Consider the following 17,711-nt stretch of genomic DNA (forward strand, 5'->3'; position numbering starts at 1 on the left):
ATAGAAAACAGTCCCGGCGGATAACGCCGGGACCTGTCGGATTATTGACCGGTAACGATCTTGGTCCAGGTGCGCGTTATGATGCGCTGGGTCTTGGGATCATAGGGCGCTACGGTGTAGAGCTTCTTGATCGTCTCGGGGTCAGGATAAACGGAAGGATCTTCTAAGAGCGCCTTGTCGACGAATTGCTGCGAAGCCTTGTTGCCGTTAGCGTAGAGCACGAAGTTGGAAGATTTGGCGATTACTTCCGGCTTCATCATGTAGTTGAGGAACTCGAGTGCTTCGGCCGGATGGGGCGCATCGGCGGGAATTGCCATCTGATCGAACCACATCTGGGCGCCTTCCTTAGGCACCGAATAGCCGATTTCCACGCCCTGCTTGGCTTCGTCCGCCCGGTTACGAGCCTGGAACACGTCGCCCGACCATCCAACCGCCAGGCAGATATCGCCATTGGCGAGCGCGTTGATATACTCCGAGGAATGGAATTTGCGAATGAAAGGCCGGACCTTCAGCAAAGCATCCTGGGCCTTGGCGATATCGTCAGCGGAGGTGCTGTTCGGATCGAGACCTAGATATTTCAGTGCCGCCGGGATGATGTCGGCCGGCGAGTCCAGCACATAGACACCGCAATCCTTCAACTTGGCCAGGCTGTCGGGATTGAAGAATACATCCCAGCTGTCGATCTTGTCGGTACCGAGCGCGGCCTGGACTTTCTTGGTGTTGTAGCCGATGCCAACCGTACCCCACATGTAGTTGATCGAATATTCGTTGCCGGGGTCGTAAATCGCGGTCCGCTCCGAAACCGTGTCCCACATGTTGGAGAGGTTCGGGAGCTTCGACTTGTCGAGCTTCTGGAATACGCCGGCCTGGATCTGGCGGGCAAGGAAGTTGCCGGTTGGCACGACGACGTCGTAGCCGCTGCCGCCGGCAAGCAGCTTGGTTTCCAGGATCTCGTTGGAATCAAAAGTGTCGTAGACGACCTTGATGCCGGTTTCCTTGGTGAAATCATCGATGATCGAACTGTCGATATAATCCGACCAGTTGAAGACGTTGACGACACGATCCTCCGCATGGCCCCCGACCGTGAACAGGGTCAGCAATGCCGAAGTTGCCGAAAGCCAGAGCGCTTTACGGATCATGCTATTCTCCTTTTATGAGTGTTCTGTCGCCGGCTCCTCGCGGACCCCGCGGGACCGGGCATTTGTTTCAGACTATTGAGCTTTCCAGGATGCGACAAGCGCGAACTGCCGGCCGCTTTGGAGAGCCAGGACGTGCGGCCGATCATGGTGTTCGCGCCATGCCGGGACCTGATCGGCTTGCATATGACGGCGAAGCTTTCGCCCCGGCGTCCACGGAGACGTGACGATGATGTCCGGTCTCGAACTTACCGGCTGGGAGACTTGGCAAGATACGCCTGTCTTGTCTGTTTCCGATGCGCGAGCCTGCCCGCCCGGCAGAGGCGTTGTCAATGGCGAAGCCATGCGTAGCGTCAGTTGGGCAATGACATTCCGGTGACCCCTGCCCGCGCGGGTCGCGTCTGACGCTTGAACTCGAAGCCGATATGAACCAGCAGCGCCGTTACCACCACCGCTCCGCCGATGATGGTGCGTCCCGACGGCACCTCGGAATGGATCAGCCAAACCCATATGGGTCCAAGGATCGGCTCGAACGTTCCGAGCAGCGCTGCGATCGCCGCGGGGATCAGTCGCGCTCCGGTGGCGAAGAACGCGAGGCCCATGCCGAGATTGAGTACGCCGAATGCAAAGAGGAACCCCATGTCGCTGACCGAAACCGTGAAGGTCGAGGCCTGCGATAGGGCAAGCCCTGCAGCCAGGACGGTTCCCAGACAGGTCGCCGGGGTCATGCGCACGCTGGAGAACCGCCGGGTGATGACGGTGGCGACCGAGAACATCAACGCGATCAGCAAAGCCAGTCCGTCGCCGATCGGCGATACGGTGCCGTCCAGTGATTCCGAGACCATTATGGCGACGCCGGTTATGACCGCGGCGATCGCCAGCCATGTTGCGACACCGACCCTTTCGCGAAACAAAGCCCAAGCAAACAACGCCGCCAGCAGCGGCACGCCCGCCTGCATCAGCAATATGTTGGCAACGGTCGTATAGGCGAGCGCCACGACGAAGGCGGTCGATGCGGTGGCAAAGCAGGCGCCGACGGCAAGGCCGGGCAGGCCCATATCGCGGAACAATCTCAGAGTGCCGCGCCAGCCGTCGCGCCAGATCATGAAGCAGACCAGGAAGGCGGCTGCCCAGACGGAGCGCCAGAAAATAATTGTCCAACTGTCGCCGATGGCGATGAAGCGGGCGATGGTGCCGCCGAAACTCCACATCAGAGCCGACAGGAAGACCAGCAGGAAGCCGATGCGTTCCTCCCGCAACGGGACTGTGGATGGTAAAATGATCGGCGGCGATGCGGTGTCGGTCATGGGCGCGACTGTCGAGCTTTTGTGGACGGGACGATGCGCGAGGGACGACAAAAAGATGCCCTGTTCGCGTAACGCAAAGACGTTTGCCGGGCCTGAGCCAGAGCGCGTCGGCAATGGTGGCAGATTGGCCCGCTTGTCGTTTGCCGTTACTGGAAGTCGAAGGCGCTAAGTCCCGTCGCCATTTCGTCGAGGCCAAGAGGCCGCGTCACAGGCGGTTCGGCGCGCGCCAGGCAGCCGACACGTTCGCATAGCCGGCAGACCGGTCCGATCAGTGTGACCGAGGCAGCGCCCAATCCCGTCTTCGCCGACGCAGCAATGCCTGGCAGTGCCGCGCCGTAGACGACATCGTCACGAAAGCCGATATCGCAGCCGAGCAGCAGCGCCGTGCGACGCGGACGCTCCGAAAACGCCCCTTGAGGTCCTTCCAACGTGCGTGCGATGCAGAGGAAGCGGGCGCCGTCGGGCATCTCGACGGCGTCGACGAAAATCTGGCCCGGCTGGGTAAAGGCGAAATAGACCGGCAGTTTGGGACAGGCGCCACCGAAGCGACTTTGCGGAAAGCCCTCGCTTCCAACCTTGCGGAAACGATTGCCGGCATTGTCGACCTCCAGCAAGAAGAACGGCACGCCCGTCGAGCCCTGGCGGCGTAGCATGGTAAGCCGGTTCGCCGCCTGCTCGAAAGAGACGCCGAAGCGCGAACGCAAGACGTCGATGTCGTATCGGGCGCGGACGGCTGCCGCTAGAAACGCCTGATACGGCATCATCACGGCGTGCGCCGCATAGCGGCCGAGTTCGAAACGGGCGAGACGGCGGGCCTCGTCCGTGGTCAGCCCGAGCGCCTGGATCTCGCCGGCGATCGCGACCGTCATGCGGATCAGGCACGCTTCCATTGCCACTTCGCGCAACTGGTCGAAGGGCGACAGGCGTTCCGACAGGAACAGGCGTTGCGAATGGCGGTCATAGCGGCGGCGCCAGTTCGGCATGGTCGATACCGGCAGCACCTTGACCACGATGCCATATTCGCGTTTCAGCCATGCTTTCAGGGCGCCGAACAGGTCGTCGCCGGGATCAAGGACCGAGGTGAACGCCTCGGCCTCCTCCTCAAGAGCGGGGAAATGGTTGGGCCTGCGCTCGAGGACCTGGTGCACCTCGTCGATCGGCAGGCGGGCGCCGGCAAGCGCAGTCGCCCTGCCCTCGCGCGCCAGAAGTTGGTTGAGGTCGGACAGCCGCTCGGCCTGCTCGCGATAGGCGCGAAACAGTTTTATCATCGCCGCGGACGCATTCGGTGCTGCTTCCGCAAGCTCGATCAGTTCCTGGTCTCCGGGCAACTCGCCGACCAGGAGGGGATCGCCGAACACCTCTTTCAGGGCAGCGACAGCACTCCTTGCCTCGCCTTGCAATTCGTGCGGATCGACCTTGTAGATGGACGCCAGCCTGAGGATCAGCTGGACCGTCAACGGACGCTGGTTGCGCTCGATCAGGTTGAGGTAGGACGGAGAGATCCCGAGGCCTTCGGCCATAGCCGTCTGGGTCAGACCCTTGGCGTTTCGGATGCGGCGGATACGCGGCCCGGCAAAGATCTTCTGGTCAGCCATCGACAGCCGTTGACAGGATTTTACATGACATTGGGAGAGCGGGTTCCATCCCTCACTTGACAATTGTTACAAGTTTACAGCCAGCCTCCGTCAAAGGCAATACAGGTTTGCTCTTATATCCCAATGGATTTGTTGAATTTTCTGGTTCGCTTCGCGTTGTCGTGTAAATCTCGTCACATACAAAGGACACCGCAGGTGGTTGCCCGAATAGCGCCCAGACAAATCGGAGAAGAGAGAGCATGACCGACTTTTACAACCTTGTTCCATCGGCACCGCAAGGTCGCTTCGACGGCGTTGAGCGGCCCTATTCGCCGACGGATGTGAGGCGGCTGCGCGGTTCGGTGCAGATACGCCAGAGCCTTGCCGAAATGGGTGCCAACCGGTTGTGGAAGCTCATCCACGAGGAGGACTTTGTCAACGCTCTCGGCGCCATGTCCGGCAACCAGGCGATGCAGCAGGTGCGTGCCGGGCTCAAGGCGATCTACCTGTCGGGCTGGCAGGTCGCCGCCGATGCCAACACCGCCTCGGCGATGTATCCGGACCAGTCGCTCTATCCGGCCAATGCGGCGCCCGAACTCGTCAAGCGCATCAACCGCACACTGCAGCGTGCCGACCAGATCGAAATGTCCGAAGGCAACGGGTTGTCGGTCGAGACCTGGTTCGCGCCTATTGTCGCCGATGCCGAAGCCGGCTTCGGCGGGCCGCTGAACGCCTTCGAGATCATGAAGGCGTTCATCGAGGCAGGCGCCGCCGGCGTCCATTACGAGGACCAGCTCGCGTCGGAAAAGAAGTGCGGCCATCTTGGCGGCAAGGTGCTGATCCCGACCGCGGCGCATATCCGCAACCTCAACGCCGCGCGCCTGGCGGCGGATGTGATGGGCACGGCTACCCTGGTCATCGCCCGCACCGACGCGGAAGCCGCGAAGCTGCTGACCTCCGACATCGACGAACGCGACCAGCCTTTCGTCGACTACGACGCCGGGCGCACCGTGGAAGGTTTCTATCACGTCAGGAACGGCATCGATCCCTGCATTGCCCGGGCCATCGCCTATGCGCCTTTCGCGGACCTGATCTGGTGCGAGACCTCGAAGCCGGATCTCGCACAGGCGAGGAAATTCGCCGAGGGCGTGCGCCGGCGTCACCCCGACAAGCTGCTCGCTTACAATTGTTCACCGTCGTTCAACTGGAAGAAGAACCTCGATGACGCCACGATCGCCAAATTCCAGAGGGAGCTCGGAGCGATGGGCTACAAGTTCCAATTCATCACGCTGGCCGGCTTCCATCAGCTCAATCACGGGATGTTCGAACTCGCCCGAGGCTACAAGGCACGCCAGATGAGTGCCTATTCCGAGTTGCAGGAGGCGGAATTCGCGGCGGAGACCAATGGCTACACCGCGACCAAGCACCAGCGAGAGGTGGGCACCGGCTATTTCGACGCGGTGTCGATGGCGATCACTGGCGGACAATCGTCAACCACCGCAATGCATGAATCGACCGAGCACGCACAGTTCAGGCCGGCCGCGGAATAGCCAACAGAAGACCACAGAGGGAACGCCCAACAGGGCTCGATAGTAAGGAGAAGAACAATGGCATCGATCAGCCGGGTCAAGGAACGCGCCGAGGAACAATCCTCGACGATGAGCGGCGACCAGCAGGCGACAATCCGCATGCTGGCCAATGATTTGCACCGCCTCAACCAATCGGTGATGAAGGCGGTCGAGGCCGGCGTTTCCGTCGAACTCGTGCGCTCGGCGCGGCATCATGGCGGCGATGGCAATTGGGGCGATCTCCTGATCCCGGTGATCGTCACGCAACACGGCCAGGCTGATTGAAGGCAGCGCAACCGGCCCGTTCAGCCGGCCGGTTCCGCAAGCCGGTCAATTACTTTTCACGGCCATCTATGTAGACAGTTCAGTACAGTAGTAATGCCCGAATTCGCCACCAGCCAGAAGCGTTTCGGCGGCTTTATTTCAACTTGACACAGACCCCAATCTCACGCCAATTGCTGCAAGATTTCAACTCTGCATTGAAATAGGGGCGAACTCTTGGCCGGCTTGGGTGGGCAGTGAATCGCGAGGATGGGGATCCAAAGCATTTGACCGTGGTGGGCCGCGACCCGGGCCTCGAGGCCCCCCGTGATGCCTCCCAGGTTCTTGTCGTGGGGCGATCGCCAATCAATCGCGTCGTAATTTCCAAGATCGTTGAGCGATCCGGACTCAAGCCTATCTCGGAGTCACCCGACACAGCTGCGAAAGCCTTGCGAGCCTTGGTGCCGGGCGCCATCATCCTTGACGGCGGCGCCGACAACAAGGACTGCGACAACCTGCTTCCCAGCATCGATGCCTTGCGGCGTGCTTCGGGAAAATCGCTCCTCCCGGTAATCCTCCTCTCGACAAAGACCGGGACGCCGCAAAGCCTGGACCTGTCGAATATCGTCGACGCCGTGGTCGCCAAGCCAATCACACCCGAAAGACTGCAGCCCGTGATCGATCGCCTGACCAATCGATAGTCTGGCGCCATTCAGGCCAGTTGAAGACAACTCGGCGATGGTCCTTCCGCGAGAGCGTGGAACAAGCTGCCCAACTCGGACTCAGCCGGGGTTCGTGATGGCCTCGATCAGTCCGGGCAATTGTCCGAGATCGGATATCTGCCGGAATCTCGGGGCCGTTACCGGCGCCTCGACATGTTCGAGCACCCATGTCAGTTCGTGCGGGACATGGACACCCCACCCGCCGGCCTCGATGGCAGGGACGACGTCGGACTTCAGCGAGTTGCCGACCATCATGCTTCTCGCCGCTCCGTCGCCATGCCGGCTGAACACACGGGCATAGGTGGCTGCGTTCTTGTCACTGACGATCTCGACCGCGTCGAACAGATCACCGAGGCCGGAGCCGGCCAGCTTTCGCTCCTGGTCGAAGAGATCGCCCTTGGTGATCAGCACGAGGCGGTATGCCCCGGCGAGCCTCTCCACCGTTTCGCGCGCATGCGGCAAGGGCTCGATCGGATGGCTGAGCATATCGCGGCCGGCATCGAGGATTTCGGATATGACCGAGCCCGGAACTCGGCCCTGCGTCACCTCGATCGCCGTTTCGATCATCGACAGCGTAAACCCCTTGATGCCGAAACCGTAGACAGCAAGATTGCGCCTCTCCGCCTCCAGCAATCGTGCCGAAATGTCTCCCGCATCGGCATGATCGGCAAGCATGGTCGCGAACCGCTTCTCGGTCATGCGGAAGAACTGCTCGTTCTGCCAGAGCGTGTCGTCGGCATCGAAGCCGATCGTGGTGAGGGATTGCATGATATCTCCCGTCATGACGGTGCCGTGGACGTCGTTATCAGGCGCTGGCAGCAAGAGGAATATGTGATGTGAAGCGAGGTGCCGAAACCAGTTCCTGGAAGTCGCCCTTGAGCGGCTTCTGCCGAGCTCGCAAGAGCGCGCGCCGACCGAGGTAATCGCCTGGATCCTCGGGCCTGCTCTTTGCTTTCATGACCCGCAGCGGCTATACTCCGAAATCCGCAACCAATCTGGTGAATGATGCCGCCTGCAAAAAAGGAAGTCCGTCCGTCGAGCCGCGGAGGACGCGCCCGCACGCCTGCCTTCGTGAAAAATCTACGTGGCGTGAAGAACTGGAAAGAAGTCAGCGAATGGCTGGAATGGCGCGGCATCGAGGACATTGAGTGCATCACGCCCGATCAGGCCGGCGTCGCGCGCGGCAAGATGATGCCGTCCAAGAAATTCACGTCAAACACCTCGCTGGCATTGCCCTCGGCTGTCTTCATGACGACGATTTCCGGCGGCTATCCGGAGGATGGCAACGGCTTTCACTATCCCGAGGATGACGGCGACCTCAAACTGATGCCGGACCTGTCGACATTGACGGTCGTGCCGTGGGAGGAAGATCCAACGGCCGCCGTCATCTGCGACCTCGTCCACCAGGATGGCCGTTCGGTGGAGTTCACGCCGCGCAATGTCTTGAAACGCGTGCTGGCCGCTTACGACAAGCGCGGGCTAAGGCCGGTGGTGGCGCCGGAGATCGAATTCTACCTGGTGCGCAAGAACCCGGATCCGGATTACCCGCTCACGCCGCCTGTCGGCCGGTCCGGGCGGCCAATCGGCGGAGGCGCCGGCTATTCGATCGCCGGCGTCAACGAGTTCGACGAACTGATCGACGACATCTATCATTTCTCCGAAAGTCAGGGCCTCGAGATCGACACGCTCATCCACGAGGAGGGCGCCGGCCAGCTCGAGATCAATCTGCGCCATGGCGATCCTATCGAGCTCGCGGACCAGGTATTCATGTTCAAGCGCACCATTCGCGAGGCGGCGCTCAAGCACGAAATCTATGCCACCTTCATGGCCAAGCCGATCCAGGGGCAACCCGGCTCAGCCATGCATATCCATCAGTCGATCATCGACAAGAAGACCGGCCAGAACATCTTTTCGGCCGAGGACGGATCGGAAACCGAGGCGTTCTTCCATTTTATCGGCGGCATGCAGAAGCATGTGCCGAACTCGCTGGTGATGTTCGCGCCCTACGTCAATTCCTACCGCCGGCTGACGCAGTCGGCCTCCGCGCCGGTGAACAACAAATGGGGCTATGACAACCGCACGACGGCGTTTCGCGTGCCGCGTTCCGATCCCGCGGCACGCCGAGTCGAGAACCGCATCCCCTCATCCGACGCCAATCCCTATCTGGCGCTCGCCGCCTCGCTTGCCTGCGGTCTGATCGGCATCACCAACAAGATCAAGGCGGAGCCTCCCGTCCTGACCACCGCCAACGCGCACGAGATCGACCTGCCGCGCAGCCTCCTTGAAGCCGTTGACCTGTTCGAGGCCGACGAGGAACTCTGCGCGCTGCTGGGCAAGTCCTTCGCGGCCACCTACGCGGCGATCAAACGGGCGGAGTTCGAGACCTTCATGGAAGTGATCAGCCCGTGGGAGAGGGAATATCTATTGTTGAATGTTTGAGTGAGTGAGTAGTGGGTAGTTTTTAGCGATACCCATCGCGACTCGGAGCAATATCCGCCCTCACGATTCACTACTTCCTACCGACTCTCCATCCGATCCGAGTGTTCGCAATACCATGCCTTACCAGTCCCCCATCTCCCCCGGCCGTTCCTGGTACGAGGACACTTCCGGGCCACGACCCGAATATCCCCCGCTTGACGGTGACCGGACATGCGACGTCATCGTCATCGGCGGCGGCTTTACCGGGCTGTCGGCGGCCGCGCACCTCGCCAAGGCGGGCAGCAATGTCGTGCTGATCGAGGCGCATCGCCTGGGCGATGGCGCGTCCGGCCGCAATGGCGGGCAGCTGGGCACCGGCCAGCGGGCCTGGGTGGAGGAACTGGAAGCCGAGTACGGTTTCACCCGCGCCAAGGCGCTGTTCGATCTCGCCGAGGAGGCCAAGGCGCATCTCATCGAATTCGCCGCCACCAACCAGATCGACATCGATTATGTGCCGGGACAGATGTCCGTGGCGCACAAGCCGCGTTATGTCGATGACTATAAGGCCCATGCCGAGATCATGGCGAGCCGGTTCTCCTACCCACATATCTCGTTCATGGATGCGAAGGAGACAGCGGAGCGGCTGGGCTCGGCGCATTATTTCGGCGGAACGCGTGACACCGGGACCGGTCACATCCACCCGATGAAGCTGGTGATCGGTACCGCGCGGGTTGCGGCCCAAGCGGGCGCGCAACTGTTCGAAAGGACGCCATCGACCGCCATCATGTCCAGCGGCGGCAAGGTGAGGGTTTCGACACCCACAGGCACGGTGTCGGCGCAGAAATGCCTGCTAGCGGCGAACGCCTATGGAGGCACGCTCGAGCCGGTGAGCGCGGCGCACATCATGCCCATCGGCTCGTTCATCGGTGCCACCGTCCCCCTGGGCTCTGATTCGACGGTGTTGCCAGGGGGCGAGGCGGTCGACGATTCCCGCTTCGTCGTTCGCTACTTTCGCAGGTCGAAGGACGGGAGGCTGCTGTTCGGCGGACGCGAGATCTATGGCGTCAATGACCCCAAGGACATCCACATCCACATCCGCCGCCAAATCACGGAGCTTTACCCGGCATTGAAGGATGTCGAGATCACGCACGGCTGGGGCGGTTATGTCGCTATCACCGTTCCGAGGAAGCCATTCGTGCGGGAAGTGATGCCCAACGTTGTTTCCGCTGGCGGCTATTCGGGCCATGGCGTCATGCTTTCGAACTTCTTCGGCAAGCTTTATGCCGAAACCATTGCAGGCAACCGCGACCGGCTCAAGCTGATCGAGGACCTCAAAATTCCACCGTTCCCCGGCGGCCGGCGCCTGCGCGCGCCCTTGCTGTTCCTGGCGCTGAACTGGTTTGCGTTGCGCGACAGGATCTAGTGCATCGCTGTACTACTCGAGTGTAATATTCCTGTAACATTTGTTGCCGACGCCAGACATTGCGCAATTTCCGGCAAAGGCGCAGACTCGGCCAAGGCGTAGTGCTGCCACAATCGGCGGCGAAAGATGCCGGCCTTGGGCGATCACCGGGGGAATTTGCGGGCTTGCCCGCTTGGTTTCTTGGGACCGATGCAGATCCGGCACCTCTTCTCGGATGCCCGATCAAGAGAACATCGGCCCGCTTATGGAGGTGGCAAGAAGTGAGAGAGCCCTTCAGTTTCGGTACGCCGGAACGTCGGCGCTTTGCCATGCAATTCGGATACGACATGCGGCCGTCCTTCTGGCAGGAAGTCCGTTCGAAGTCGCATCTGGTCATCGCCGCGATCGGCACCGCTGCCCTGCTTGGCGTCGCCGCGGTGGCGCTTTGGCTGGCAATGCCCGCAGGTGAGAGGCAGGCTGCAGCGAGTGCGGAGCAGGCCATCCCGGCCGTACGGGTAAAGACGACGAAAATTGCCCCGGCGGCAACTGTCGTTGCCACGACGGCTTCACCTGGGACGACGCGCAAATCCGACGCCGTCGTACCAAAGGTGGCGGCAGCGGAAGCGAACATTCCCGCGCTCCCGGCCAATGATCCGCGCTGGACCAGCGCGAATCCGAAGGCTGCTTCCGCGACAGCCGATGCCGATCAAAACGCACCCGGCCAGGTGGCAAACCAGGCTCAGCCGGCGCCCGACAAGGCCGCGGCATTCGCAGCCTCATCAGACGACACCAATGCCACCGACGAACTTGCCAAGGTCGCGGCACCGGCCCCCACCGCCGGCAGCACTCCGGATGGCGCGCAGACCGCCGCCATTCCCGCAGCGAAGCCGGCGGCCGGGGATGACGCCGGCAAGACCAAGGCTGCAAAAACTGTGGCTGCCGGCAACGGGTTGATCGTCAGGGCCGTCACCATGCGCAGCGGCCCCAAGAAGAATGCAGCGGCCATCCAGACCATACCGGCCAGGACTTCCGTGCAGGTGCTGAGCTGCAAGCAATGGTGCCAGATCGTCCACAACGGCAAGACCGGCTGGGTTTACAAGAGCTACATCAAGATCTGAGCCTGACTGCGGCAAGGGAAATGCCGACGCGGCGTCGGCCGTGGCCAGCGCGAAACTCGGCGCGCCAGCCGGCATCCGCTATGGTCATTCGCCAGTTCCGAGACCGAACAGACGTCGGAGCCTATGCCGCCGTTTCAATCGTCGGCGCTGCTCGACGAGGCCACGATGCTGTTCAAAGGGAATTCCATAGAGGCCGCATTGCTGGCATCCCTGCGTTTTGCCGCATTCCGGCACCCAGCACTGAACATCGTGGGTCCAGGCAAGCGGCACACGTTCCAGATGAAGATTGGAAGAACTCTTCAACAAGATCAATTCACCAGGCGCTGCTGTCCGCCGAACATAGTCCGAGACCTCTTTGGGCGTGCGCAGTTCGATGAAGCGGCCAGTGTCGCGATCGGCCTGGCTTGCCTTGGAACGATGCGCATGCTCGCCGACATAGACTACCTGGTTTGCGATCTCACGCACGCTCTTATAGGCGCGGGCATACTTTGCGTTCGAATCGCTGAAATCCGACATCTGGCCAAGCACAATCCGCTTTTGACCAAGGGTTGATTTGGCCAGCATGTCAAAGGCCAGGGGCAACGAGTGCCAAGGCGCTTTGACAGAGTCTACGATGAAGTGAGGCCCGCCCTCCGGGATGATAACCTCACAGCGGTTTTCGATCGGCTGAAACGTTTCGATCCGGTCCTTCACCGTTTGCGCAGGGACTCCAAGTTCCAGGGCCGTAGCAGCAGCCGCGACCGTCGGCAGCCAGAAGTGCTCACCCGGAAAGGGGGTTTTGAGTTCAAGCACGCCGCCGCGCCAGTGCAATTTGAAGCTTAGCAAGCGCGGGTATTCGGCACTGACCTCGGTGACCCGATAGCCGGCGGCTTCCGACTCGCCGAATGTGACGAAGCGTTGCGTGTTGCCGGAGGCCATGGCCAGCACATTGGGATCATCGGCATTGAGCACGGCAAGGCCGCCCGGTTCCAGCGCCTCGACAAGGGCGCCCTTTTCACGGGCGACATTCTCCAATGTTCTGAACCTGGAGACATGCTCGAGCCGGATCATTGTGACGACGGCAACCTGCGGCCGCAATGTTTCCGCCAACGGCTTGATGGAATTGACCGCCGATGCCGACACTTCGACGACCACGTAGTTTACGCCGCGGATCCTGTGCGAAAGCATCTTCGACAGCATCTTCAGCGAATGAAAAAGCAGTTCAGTATGGACCGAACCGTGCCCGGCCAATATATGCCCAAGCAGTGCCGTTGTGGTCGATTTGCCCGAACTCCCTGTTATGCCGATGAAGGTCGCCTTGCTTTTTGAGCGCGCGCGCCTTGCCCCGTAAGCCCTGAGGCGTTGCCCCAAGCCTTCGCGAATTTTCCGCAGTCGCACTATAATCATGCCGCCATATGCCTCGAGCGAGCAGCTTTATGCCTTCGCGCGGTTAATCAAGTCAAATCGCAGCCATGTGTCGCCCATACCAACTCAGATGCAGCGGCCGCCGTCGACTTCCAGCGCCACGCCGGTAATGAAGGCGGCCTCGTCCGACGCGAGCCAGAGAGCGGCGTTGGCAATATCGAGCGGCGTCGACAATCTGCCCAGGGGGATCGAGGCGCGGAACTTCTCCCGAATTTCGGGCGCATCGACGCCCATGAATTTCTCCAGCATGCCGGTCTCGCCGGCAACCGGGCAAAGACAATTGACGCGGATGTTCTTTGGCGCCAGTTCCACCGCCATCGATTTTGTCGCGGTGATCGCCCAGCCCTTCGACGCATTGTACCAGGTGAGACCTGGTCGCGGCCGCAAGCCGGCGCCGGTGACGATGGCAACCTTGTTTTCAAGACGCATGTGGTACTGCCTGTGGCTGGTGGCGGGCGATCCGGTACTGTCGCGGAGCCGGAGCTGGCGCATTTGGTAGAAGATCCTCGACCATTGCCGATTTCACCTTTGGCTTTCGCCCTGATCCCGTTCTATGCTGCACCCGCGAAGGCAATTCAGGCTCGCTTTGCCGACAAGCCCTTCCGGTCATCGCGCTGTCAAGCGGTCGGCGCATAACACTTGGATGTGACCATTAGAGCACTGGAAAATTTAAATCGATTAGATTATATCAGCCGCGTATTTGCGACCGGCGTCAGAGCGGACAGACAATGACCAGCCAAATTATCCCCGTCGATCCTTTCGACTTCATCATATTCGGCGGCACGGGCGACCTGTCCGAGCGCAAGCTGCTGCCGTCGCTCTATCATCGTCAGCGCGACCATCAATTCTCCGAGCCGACGCGCATCATCGGCGCGTCGCGCGCGAAGATGACCGATGCGGAGTTCCAGGCCTTCGCCAAACAGGCGATCTCGCAGCATGTCAAACCGGCCGACATCGACGCCAAGGAACTGAAGACCTTCCTCGCCCGACTTTCCTACATTTCGGCGGATGCAACGACCGGCGCCGGCTTCGACAAGCTGAAGAAGGCGATCGGCGAGAGCGACAACATCCGGGCTTTCTATCTTGCGGTTGCGCCGGCGCTTTTCGGCGATATCTCGCACCAGTTGAAAGAGCACGATTTGATCACGCCGAAATCGCGCATCGTGCTGGAGAAGCCGATCGGTCGCGATCTTAGCTCGGCGCGCACGCTCAACGATCTGGTCGGCGACAATTTCCAGGAAAGCCAGATCTTCCGCATCGACCACTATCTCGGCAAGGAGACAGTGCAGAACCTGATGGCTCTGCGCTTCGCCAACGCGCTCTACGAACCGCTCTGGAACTCCGCCCATATCGACCATGTGCAGATTACCGTGGCCGAAACCGTGGGGCTGGAAGACCGCGTTACCTATTACGACAAGGCCGGCGCCCTGCGCGACATGGTGCAGAACCACATGCTGCAGCTTTTGTGCCTCGTCGCCATGGAGGCGCCGTCGTCGATGGACGCCGACGCCGTACGCGACGAGAAACTGAAGGTGCTTCGCGCGCTCAAGCGCATCAATGGCAATGAGGCGCCGAAGCAGACCGTGCGCGGGCAGTACCGCGCCGGGGCCTCGGCGGGTGGCCCGGTCAAGGGTTATGTCGAGGAGCTGGGCCATGACAGCAATACCGAGACCTTCGTCGCCATCAAGGCCGAGATCGGCACCTGGCGCTGGGCAGGTGTGCCGTTTTACCTGAGGACCGGCAAGCGGCTGGCGACCCGGGTTTCGGAAATCGTCATCGAATTCAAGCCTATCCCGCATTCGATCTTCGGCGACAGCGCGGGGCCGATATCGGCCAACCAACTGGTCATCCGCCTGCAGCCCGACGAAGGCGTCAAGCAGTTCATCATGATCAAGGATCCGGGTCCGGGAGGCATGCGGCTGCGCCAGATTTCGCTCGACATGAGTTTCGCGCAGTCTTTCGACGGGCGCGCGCCGGATGCCTATGAGCGGCTGATCATGGATGTCATCCGCGGCAACCAGACCCTGTTCATGCGACGCGACGAAGTCGAGGCCGCGTGGAAATGGATCGATCCGATCCAGAATGCCTGGGAAAGCGCCAGGCAGGACGCGCAGGGATATACGGCGGGGACCTGGGGTCCGTCGGCCTCTATTGCGCTTATCGAACGCGACGGACGGACATGGCACGAGAGCAATTGAGCAGCGCCGCCTATAGCTGGAACGGCTTTGCCAGCCGCGCGGAACTCGCTGCCGCCCTGGCAGGCCATGTCGCCGGCCGCCTGACCAAGGCAATCGCCGAACGCGGCCAGGGATTTCTCGCCGTGTCCGGCGGTACCACGCCGGCAAAGTTCTTCGCGGCGCTTTCAGCAGTTCCGATAGAGTGGGACAGGGTGATTGTGACGCTCGTCGACGAGCGCTTCGTTCCGGCCTCGTCGCCACGCTCGAATGCCGGACTTGTTGCAGCCAATCTGTTGCAGAACGCGGCCAAGGCGGCCCAATTCGTGCCGCTCTACCATGAGGGCAGCAGCATCGAGGACGTGGCCGCATCCGACAATGCGAAGCTGCGATCACTGCCATGGCCCCTCGACGTCGTAGTGCTCGGCATGGGGCCCGACGGCCACACCGCTTCGTTCTTTCCCGACGCCGACGAGCTGGCGACGTTGCTCGACGCAGCTTCCGACAGGATCGTGCTCCCGGTTCATGCGGTGAGCGCGGGCGAGCCGCGGCTGACACTGTCGATGGCGCGTATCGTCGACGCCGGTTTCGTCGCTCTGCACATAGAGGGTGAAGAAAAGCGCGTCGCCTTCGACGGCGCGGTCGCGTCCGGACCGCGAAAGCCGATCCGCGCCGTGCTGGAAGCGGCCGCCACGCCCGTGGAGATTTTCTGGGCGCCTTGATTAAACTTGCCGAGGGGTCCCGATAAACGGCGGGAGGATGTTTCCGGGACCTCGCCTGAAAGGACCAATTCCATGACCGTCAGACGCGATATCGAAGCCATCACCGAGCGCATCCGCCAGCGCTCCAAACCGGGCCGCGAACGCTATCTCAGCCGGATCGCCGAGGCGTCGAACCAGACCGCCAACCGGGCGGTCCTGTCGTGCGGCAACCTCGCGCATGGCTTCGCGGTATGCAGCCCGTCGGAAAAGCAGGCGCTCGGAGCCGACAAGGTGCCAAATCTCGGCATCATCACGTCTTACAACGACATGCTGTCGGCGCATCAGCCGTTCGAGACCTTTCCGGCGCTGATCAAGGATGCCGCGCGCGAAGCAGGCGGCATCGCGCAGGTGGCGGGCGGCGTGCCGGCGATGTGCGATGGCGTGACGCAAGGCCAGCCAGGCATGGAGCTGTCGCTGTTCTCGCGCGACGTGATCGCCATGTCCGCGGCGATCGGCCTGTCGCACAACATGTTCGACGCCGCCGTCTATCTCGGCGTCTGCGACAAGATCGTGCCGGGTCTGGTGATCGCGGCGCTGACCTTCGGCCACCTGCCGGCGGTTTTCATCCCGGCCGGGCCGATGAGCACCGGGATACCGAATGACGAGAAGGCCAGGATCCGCCAGCTCTATGCCGAGGGCAAGGTGGGACGTGCTGAACTGCTGGAAGCAGAATCCAGGTCGTATCATGGGCCGGGCACCTGCACCTTCTACGGCACGGCGAATTCCAACCAGATGCTTATGGAGATCATGGGGCTGCACACGCCGGGCGCATCCTTCGTCAATCCCGGCACGCCGCTTCGCGACGCCTTGACGCGGGAAGCGACGAAACGGGCGCTGGCGATCACCGCGCTCGGCAATGCCTATACGCCGGTCGGCCGGATGATCGACGAGCGGTCGATCGTCAATGGCGTGGTCGGCCTGCACGCCACCGGCGGCTCGACCAACCACACTATCCACCTGATCGCGATGGCTGCCGCCGCCGGCATCGCCATCACCTGGCAGGATATTTCCGATCTTTCCGAAGCGGTGCCGCTGCTGGCGCGTGTCTATCCGAACGGTCTTGCCGACGTGAACCATTTCCATGCGGCCGGCGGCCTCGGCTTCCTCATCCGCGAGTTGCTCGACGAAGGCGTGCTGCACGAGGACGTGCAGACCGTGTGGGGCGAAGGATTGCGGCCCTATGCGGTCGAGGCCAGGCTCGGCGCCGATGGCGGCGTGGTGCGCGAGGCCGCGCCCCGGATCAGCGGCGACGAAAAGGTGCTAGCGCCCTTCGACAAGGCCTTTCAGGCGACAGGCGGCCTCAAGGTGCTGGCGGGCAATCTCGGACATGCCGTCATCAAGACATCCGCCGTGAAGCCGGAGCGGCGTGTCATCGAGGCGCCGGCCAGGGTATTCGACAGCCAGCAAGGGCTGAACGACGCATTCAAGGCCGGCACGCTGACCGGCGACTTCATCGCCGTCATCCGCTTCCAGGGGCCGAAGGCGAATGGCATGCCCGAACTGCATAAGCTGACCACAGTGCTCGGCATCCTGCAGGATCGCGGCCAGCGCGTTGCGCTGGTTACCGACGGACGCATGTCCGGCGCCTCCGGCAAGGTGCCGGCGGCGATCCATGTCACACCGGAAGCCGTCGAAGACGGGCCGATCGCCAGGATCCATGACGGCGATATCATCCGGCTGGACGCCGATGCCGGGACCCTCGAAGTGCACGTGCCGGCGCCGGACTTTGCGCTGCGCCGCACGGCGGAAGTCGATCTTATCGGCAATGAATTCGGGTTCGGCCGCGAACTGTTCGCCGGTTTCCGCCAGCTGGTCGGCCGCGCCGACCACGGCGCGAGCGCGTTTGGCGGCGCTTGACCCGCGGCG

The 17,711-nt window shown here is 61.8% G+C and carries 15 protein-coding genes; 9 read left to right on the forward strand and 6 right to left on the reverse strand.

Going from position 1 to position 17,711, the window contains the following annotated elements; translation table 11 throughout:
• Window positions 1-41: 41 nt before the first annotated feature.
• The 3 genes from LB513_RS01810 to LB513_RS01820 form a co-directional block, all read right to left on the reverse strand.
• The gene (locus LB513_RS01810; protein ID WP_224661730.1) at window positions 42-1,139 is read right to left on the reverse strand and encodes a polyamine ABC transporter substrate-binding protein; all 1,098 of its coding nucleotides are present in this window, start codon (window positions 1,137-1,139) and stop codon (window positions 42-44) included.
• 350 nt (window positions 1,140-1,489) lie between these two features.
• Window positions 1,490-2,443, reverse strand: a complete 954-nt coding sequence (locus tag LB513_RS01815; RefSeq protein ID WP_224661731.1) for a DMT family transporter — start codon at window positions 2,441-2,443, stop codon at window positions 1,490-1,492.
• A gap of 146 nt (window positions 2,444-2,589) precedes the next feature.
• Window positions 2,590-4,038 (reverse strand): short-chain fatty acyl-CoA regulator family protein, encoded by a 1,449-nt coding sequence (locus LB513_RS01820; protein WP_224661732.1) that lies wholly within the window; start codon window positions 4,036-4,038, stop codon window positions 2,590-2,592.
• A gap of 239 nt (window positions 4,039-4,277) precedes the next feature.
• On the opposite strand from LB513_RS01820, the gene aceA reads away from it, so the two are divergent.
• From aceA to LB513_RS01835, 3 genes are all read left to right on the forward strand, one after another.
• Entirely contained in the window at window positions 4,278-5,567 is a 1,290-nt protein-coding gene (gene aceA / locus LB513_RS01825; protein WP_224661733.1) for an isocitrate lyase, read from the forward strand.
• A 57-nt stretch (window positions 5,568-5,624) separates the two neighbouring features.
• A complete protein-coding gene (locus LB513_RS01830; RefSeq protein ID WP_224661734.1) occupies window positions 5,625-5,870 on the forward strand; it encodes a hypothetical protein in 246 nt (81 codons plus the stop codon).
• Window positions 5,871-6,133: 263 nt separating this feature from the next.
• Window positions 6,134-6,547: a response regulator gene (locus LB513_RS01835; protein WP_224661735.1), complete on the forward strand. Its 414-nt coding sequence runs from the start codon at window positions 6,134-6,136 to the stop codon at window positions 6,545-6,547.
• A gap of 81 nt (window positions 6,548-6,628) precedes the next feature.
• Here LB513_RS01835 and LB513_RS01840 read toward each other — a convergent pair whose 3' ends face one another.
• Window positions 6,629-7,336, reverse strand: a complete 708-nt coding sequence (locus tag LB513_RS01840; protein WP_224661736.1) for an HAD family hydrolase — start codon at window positions 7,334-7,336, stop codon at window positions 6,629-6,631.
• Between the two features lie 234 nt (window positions 7,337-7,570).
• Between LB513_RS01840 and LB513_RS01845 the strand changes: the two genes are divergently transcribed.
• The 3 genes from LB513_RS01845 (at window position 7,571) to LB513_RS01855 (ending at window position 11,506) form a co-directional block, all read left to right on the forward strand.
• Window positions 7,571-9,007, forward strand: a complete 1,437-nt coding sequence (locus tag LB513_RS01845; RefSeq protein WP_224661737.1) for a glutamine synthetase family protein — start codon at window positions 7,571-7,573, stop codon at window positions 9,005-9,007.
• 115 nt (window positions 9,008-9,122) lie between these two features.
• Window positions 9,123-10,409 (forward strand): NAD(P)/FAD-dependent oxidoreductase, encoded by a 1,287-nt coding sequence (locus LB513_RS01850; RefSeq protein WP_224661738.1) that lies wholly within the window; start codon window positions 9,123-9,125, stop codon window positions 10,407-10,409.
• Window positions 10,410-10,717: 308 nt separating this feature from the next.
• Window positions 10,718-11,506: an SH3 domain-containing protein gene (locus tag LB513_RS01855; RefSeq protein WP_224661739.1), complete on the forward strand. Its 789-nt coding sequence runs from the start codon at window positions 10,718-10,720 to the stop codon at window positions 11,504-11,506.
• Window positions 11,507-11,590: 84 nt separating this feature from the next.
• Here LB513_RS01855 and LB513_RS01860 read toward each other — a convergent pair whose 3' ends face one another.
• Complete coding sequence (locus tag LB513_RS01860) at window positions 11,591-12,892, reverse strand: Mur ligase family protein (RefSeq protein ID WP_224661740.1); 1,302 nt, start codon at window positions 12,890-12,892, stop codon at window positions 11,591-11,593.
• 84 nt (window positions 12,893-12,976) lie between these two features.
• On the reverse strand, window positions 12,977-13,339 hold the full coding sequence (locus LB513_RS01865; protein ID WP_263481903.1) for an SDR family oxidoreductase: 363 nt from the start codon (window positions 13,337-13,339) through the stop codon (window positions 12,977-12,979).
• A 299-nt stretch (window positions 13,340-13,638) separates the two neighbouring features.
• Here LB513_RS01865 and zwf point away from each other — a divergent pair, with 299 nt between their 5' ends.
• The 3 genes from zwf to edd all read left to right on the forward strand — a co-directional run bounded on the left by zwf (window position 13,639) and on the right by edd (window position 17,702).
• Entirely contained in the window at window positions 13,639-15,108 is a 1,470-nt protein-coding gene (gene zwf, locus LB513_RS01870) for a glucose-6-phosphate dehydrogenase (RefSeq protein ID WP_224661741.1), read from the forward strand.
• Entirely contained in the window at window positions 15,090-15,806 is a 717-nt protein-coding gene (gene pgl / locus LB513_RS01875; RefSeq protein ID WP_224661742.1) for a 6-phosphogluconolactonase, read from the forward strand. The genes zwf and pgl overlap by 19 nt, the downstream gene beginning before the upstream one ends.
• Window positions 15,807-15,878: 72 nt before the next feature.
• Window positions 15,879-17,702 carry a phosphogluconate dehydratase gene (edd, locus tag LB513_RS01880; RefSeq protein ID WP_224661743.1) on the forward strand — a complete coding sequence of 608 codons (1,824 nt, stop codon included), beginning with the start codon at window positions 15,879-15,881 and terminating at the stop codon, window positions 17,700-17,702.
• Window positions 17,703-17,711 lie beyond the last annotated feature (9 nt).

Origin of the sequence: Mesorhizobium sp. ES1-1 (assembly GCF_020164785.1) — a bacterium.
In the GTDB taxonomy this organism is placed as follows: Bacteria; Pseudomonadota; Alphaproteobacteria; order Rhizobiales; family Rhizobiaceae; genus Mesorhizobium.

Excerpts from the sequence above, each read along its gene's own strand:
- LB513_RS01810 (WP_224661730.1), bottom strand. The coding sequence starts at position 1,139 with ATGATCCGTAAAGCGCTCTGGCTTTCGGCAACTTCGGCATTGCTGACC.
- LB513_RS01850 (WP_224661738.1), top strand. The coding sequence starts at position 9,123 with ATGCCTTACCAGTCCCCCATCTCCCCCGGCCGTTCCTGGTACGAGGAC.
- LB513_RS01840 (WP_224661736.1), bottom strand. The coding sequence starts at position 7,336 with ATGCAATCCCTCACCACGATCGGCTTCGATGCCGACGACACGCTCTGG.
- edd (WP_224661743.1), top strand. The coding sequence starts at position 15,879 with ATGACCGTCAGACGCGATATCGAAGCCATCACCGAGCGCATCCGCCAG.
- LB513_RS01830 (WP_224661734.1), top strand. The coding sequence starts at position 5,625 with ATGGCATCGATCAGCCGGGTCAAGGAACGCGCCGAGGAACAATCCTCG.
- LB513_RS01820 (WP_224661732.1), bottom strand. The coding sequence starts at position 4,038 with ATGGCTGACCAGAAGATCTTTGCCGGGCCGCGTATCCGCCGCATCCGA.
- LB513_RS01815 (WP_224661731.1), bottom strand. The coding sequence starts at position 2,443 with ATGACCGACACCGCATCGCCGCCGATCATTTTACCATCCACAGTCCCG.
- LB513_RS01845 (WP_224661737.1), top strand. The coding sequence starts at position 7,571 with ATGATGCCGCCTGCAAAAAAGGAAGTCCGTCCGTCGAGCCGCGGAGGA.
- aceA (WP_224661733.1), top strand. The coding sequence starts at position 4,278 with ATGACCGACTTTTACAACCTTGTTCCATCGGCACCGCAAGGTCGCTTC.
- pgl (WP_224661742.1), top strand. The coding sequence starts at position 15,090 with ATGGCACGAGAGCAATTGAGCAGCGCCGCCTATAGCTGGAACGGCTTT.
- LB513_RS01860 (WP_224661740.1), bottom strand. The coding sequence starts at position 12,892 with ATGATTATAGTGCGACTGCGGAAAATTCGCGAAGGCTTGGGGCAACGC.
- zwf (WP_224661741.1), top strand. The coding sequence starts at position 13,639 with ATGACCAGCCAAATTATCCCCGTCGATCCTTTCGACTTCATCATATTC.
- LB513_RS01865 (WP_263481903.1), bottom strand. The coding sequence starts at position 13,339 with ATGCGTCTTGAAAACAAGGTTGCCATCGTCACCGGCGCCGGCTTGCGG.
- LB513_RS01855 (WP_224661739.1), top strand. The coding sequence starts at position 10,718 with ATGCAATTCGGATACGACATGCGGCCGTCCTTCTGGCAGGAAGTCCGT.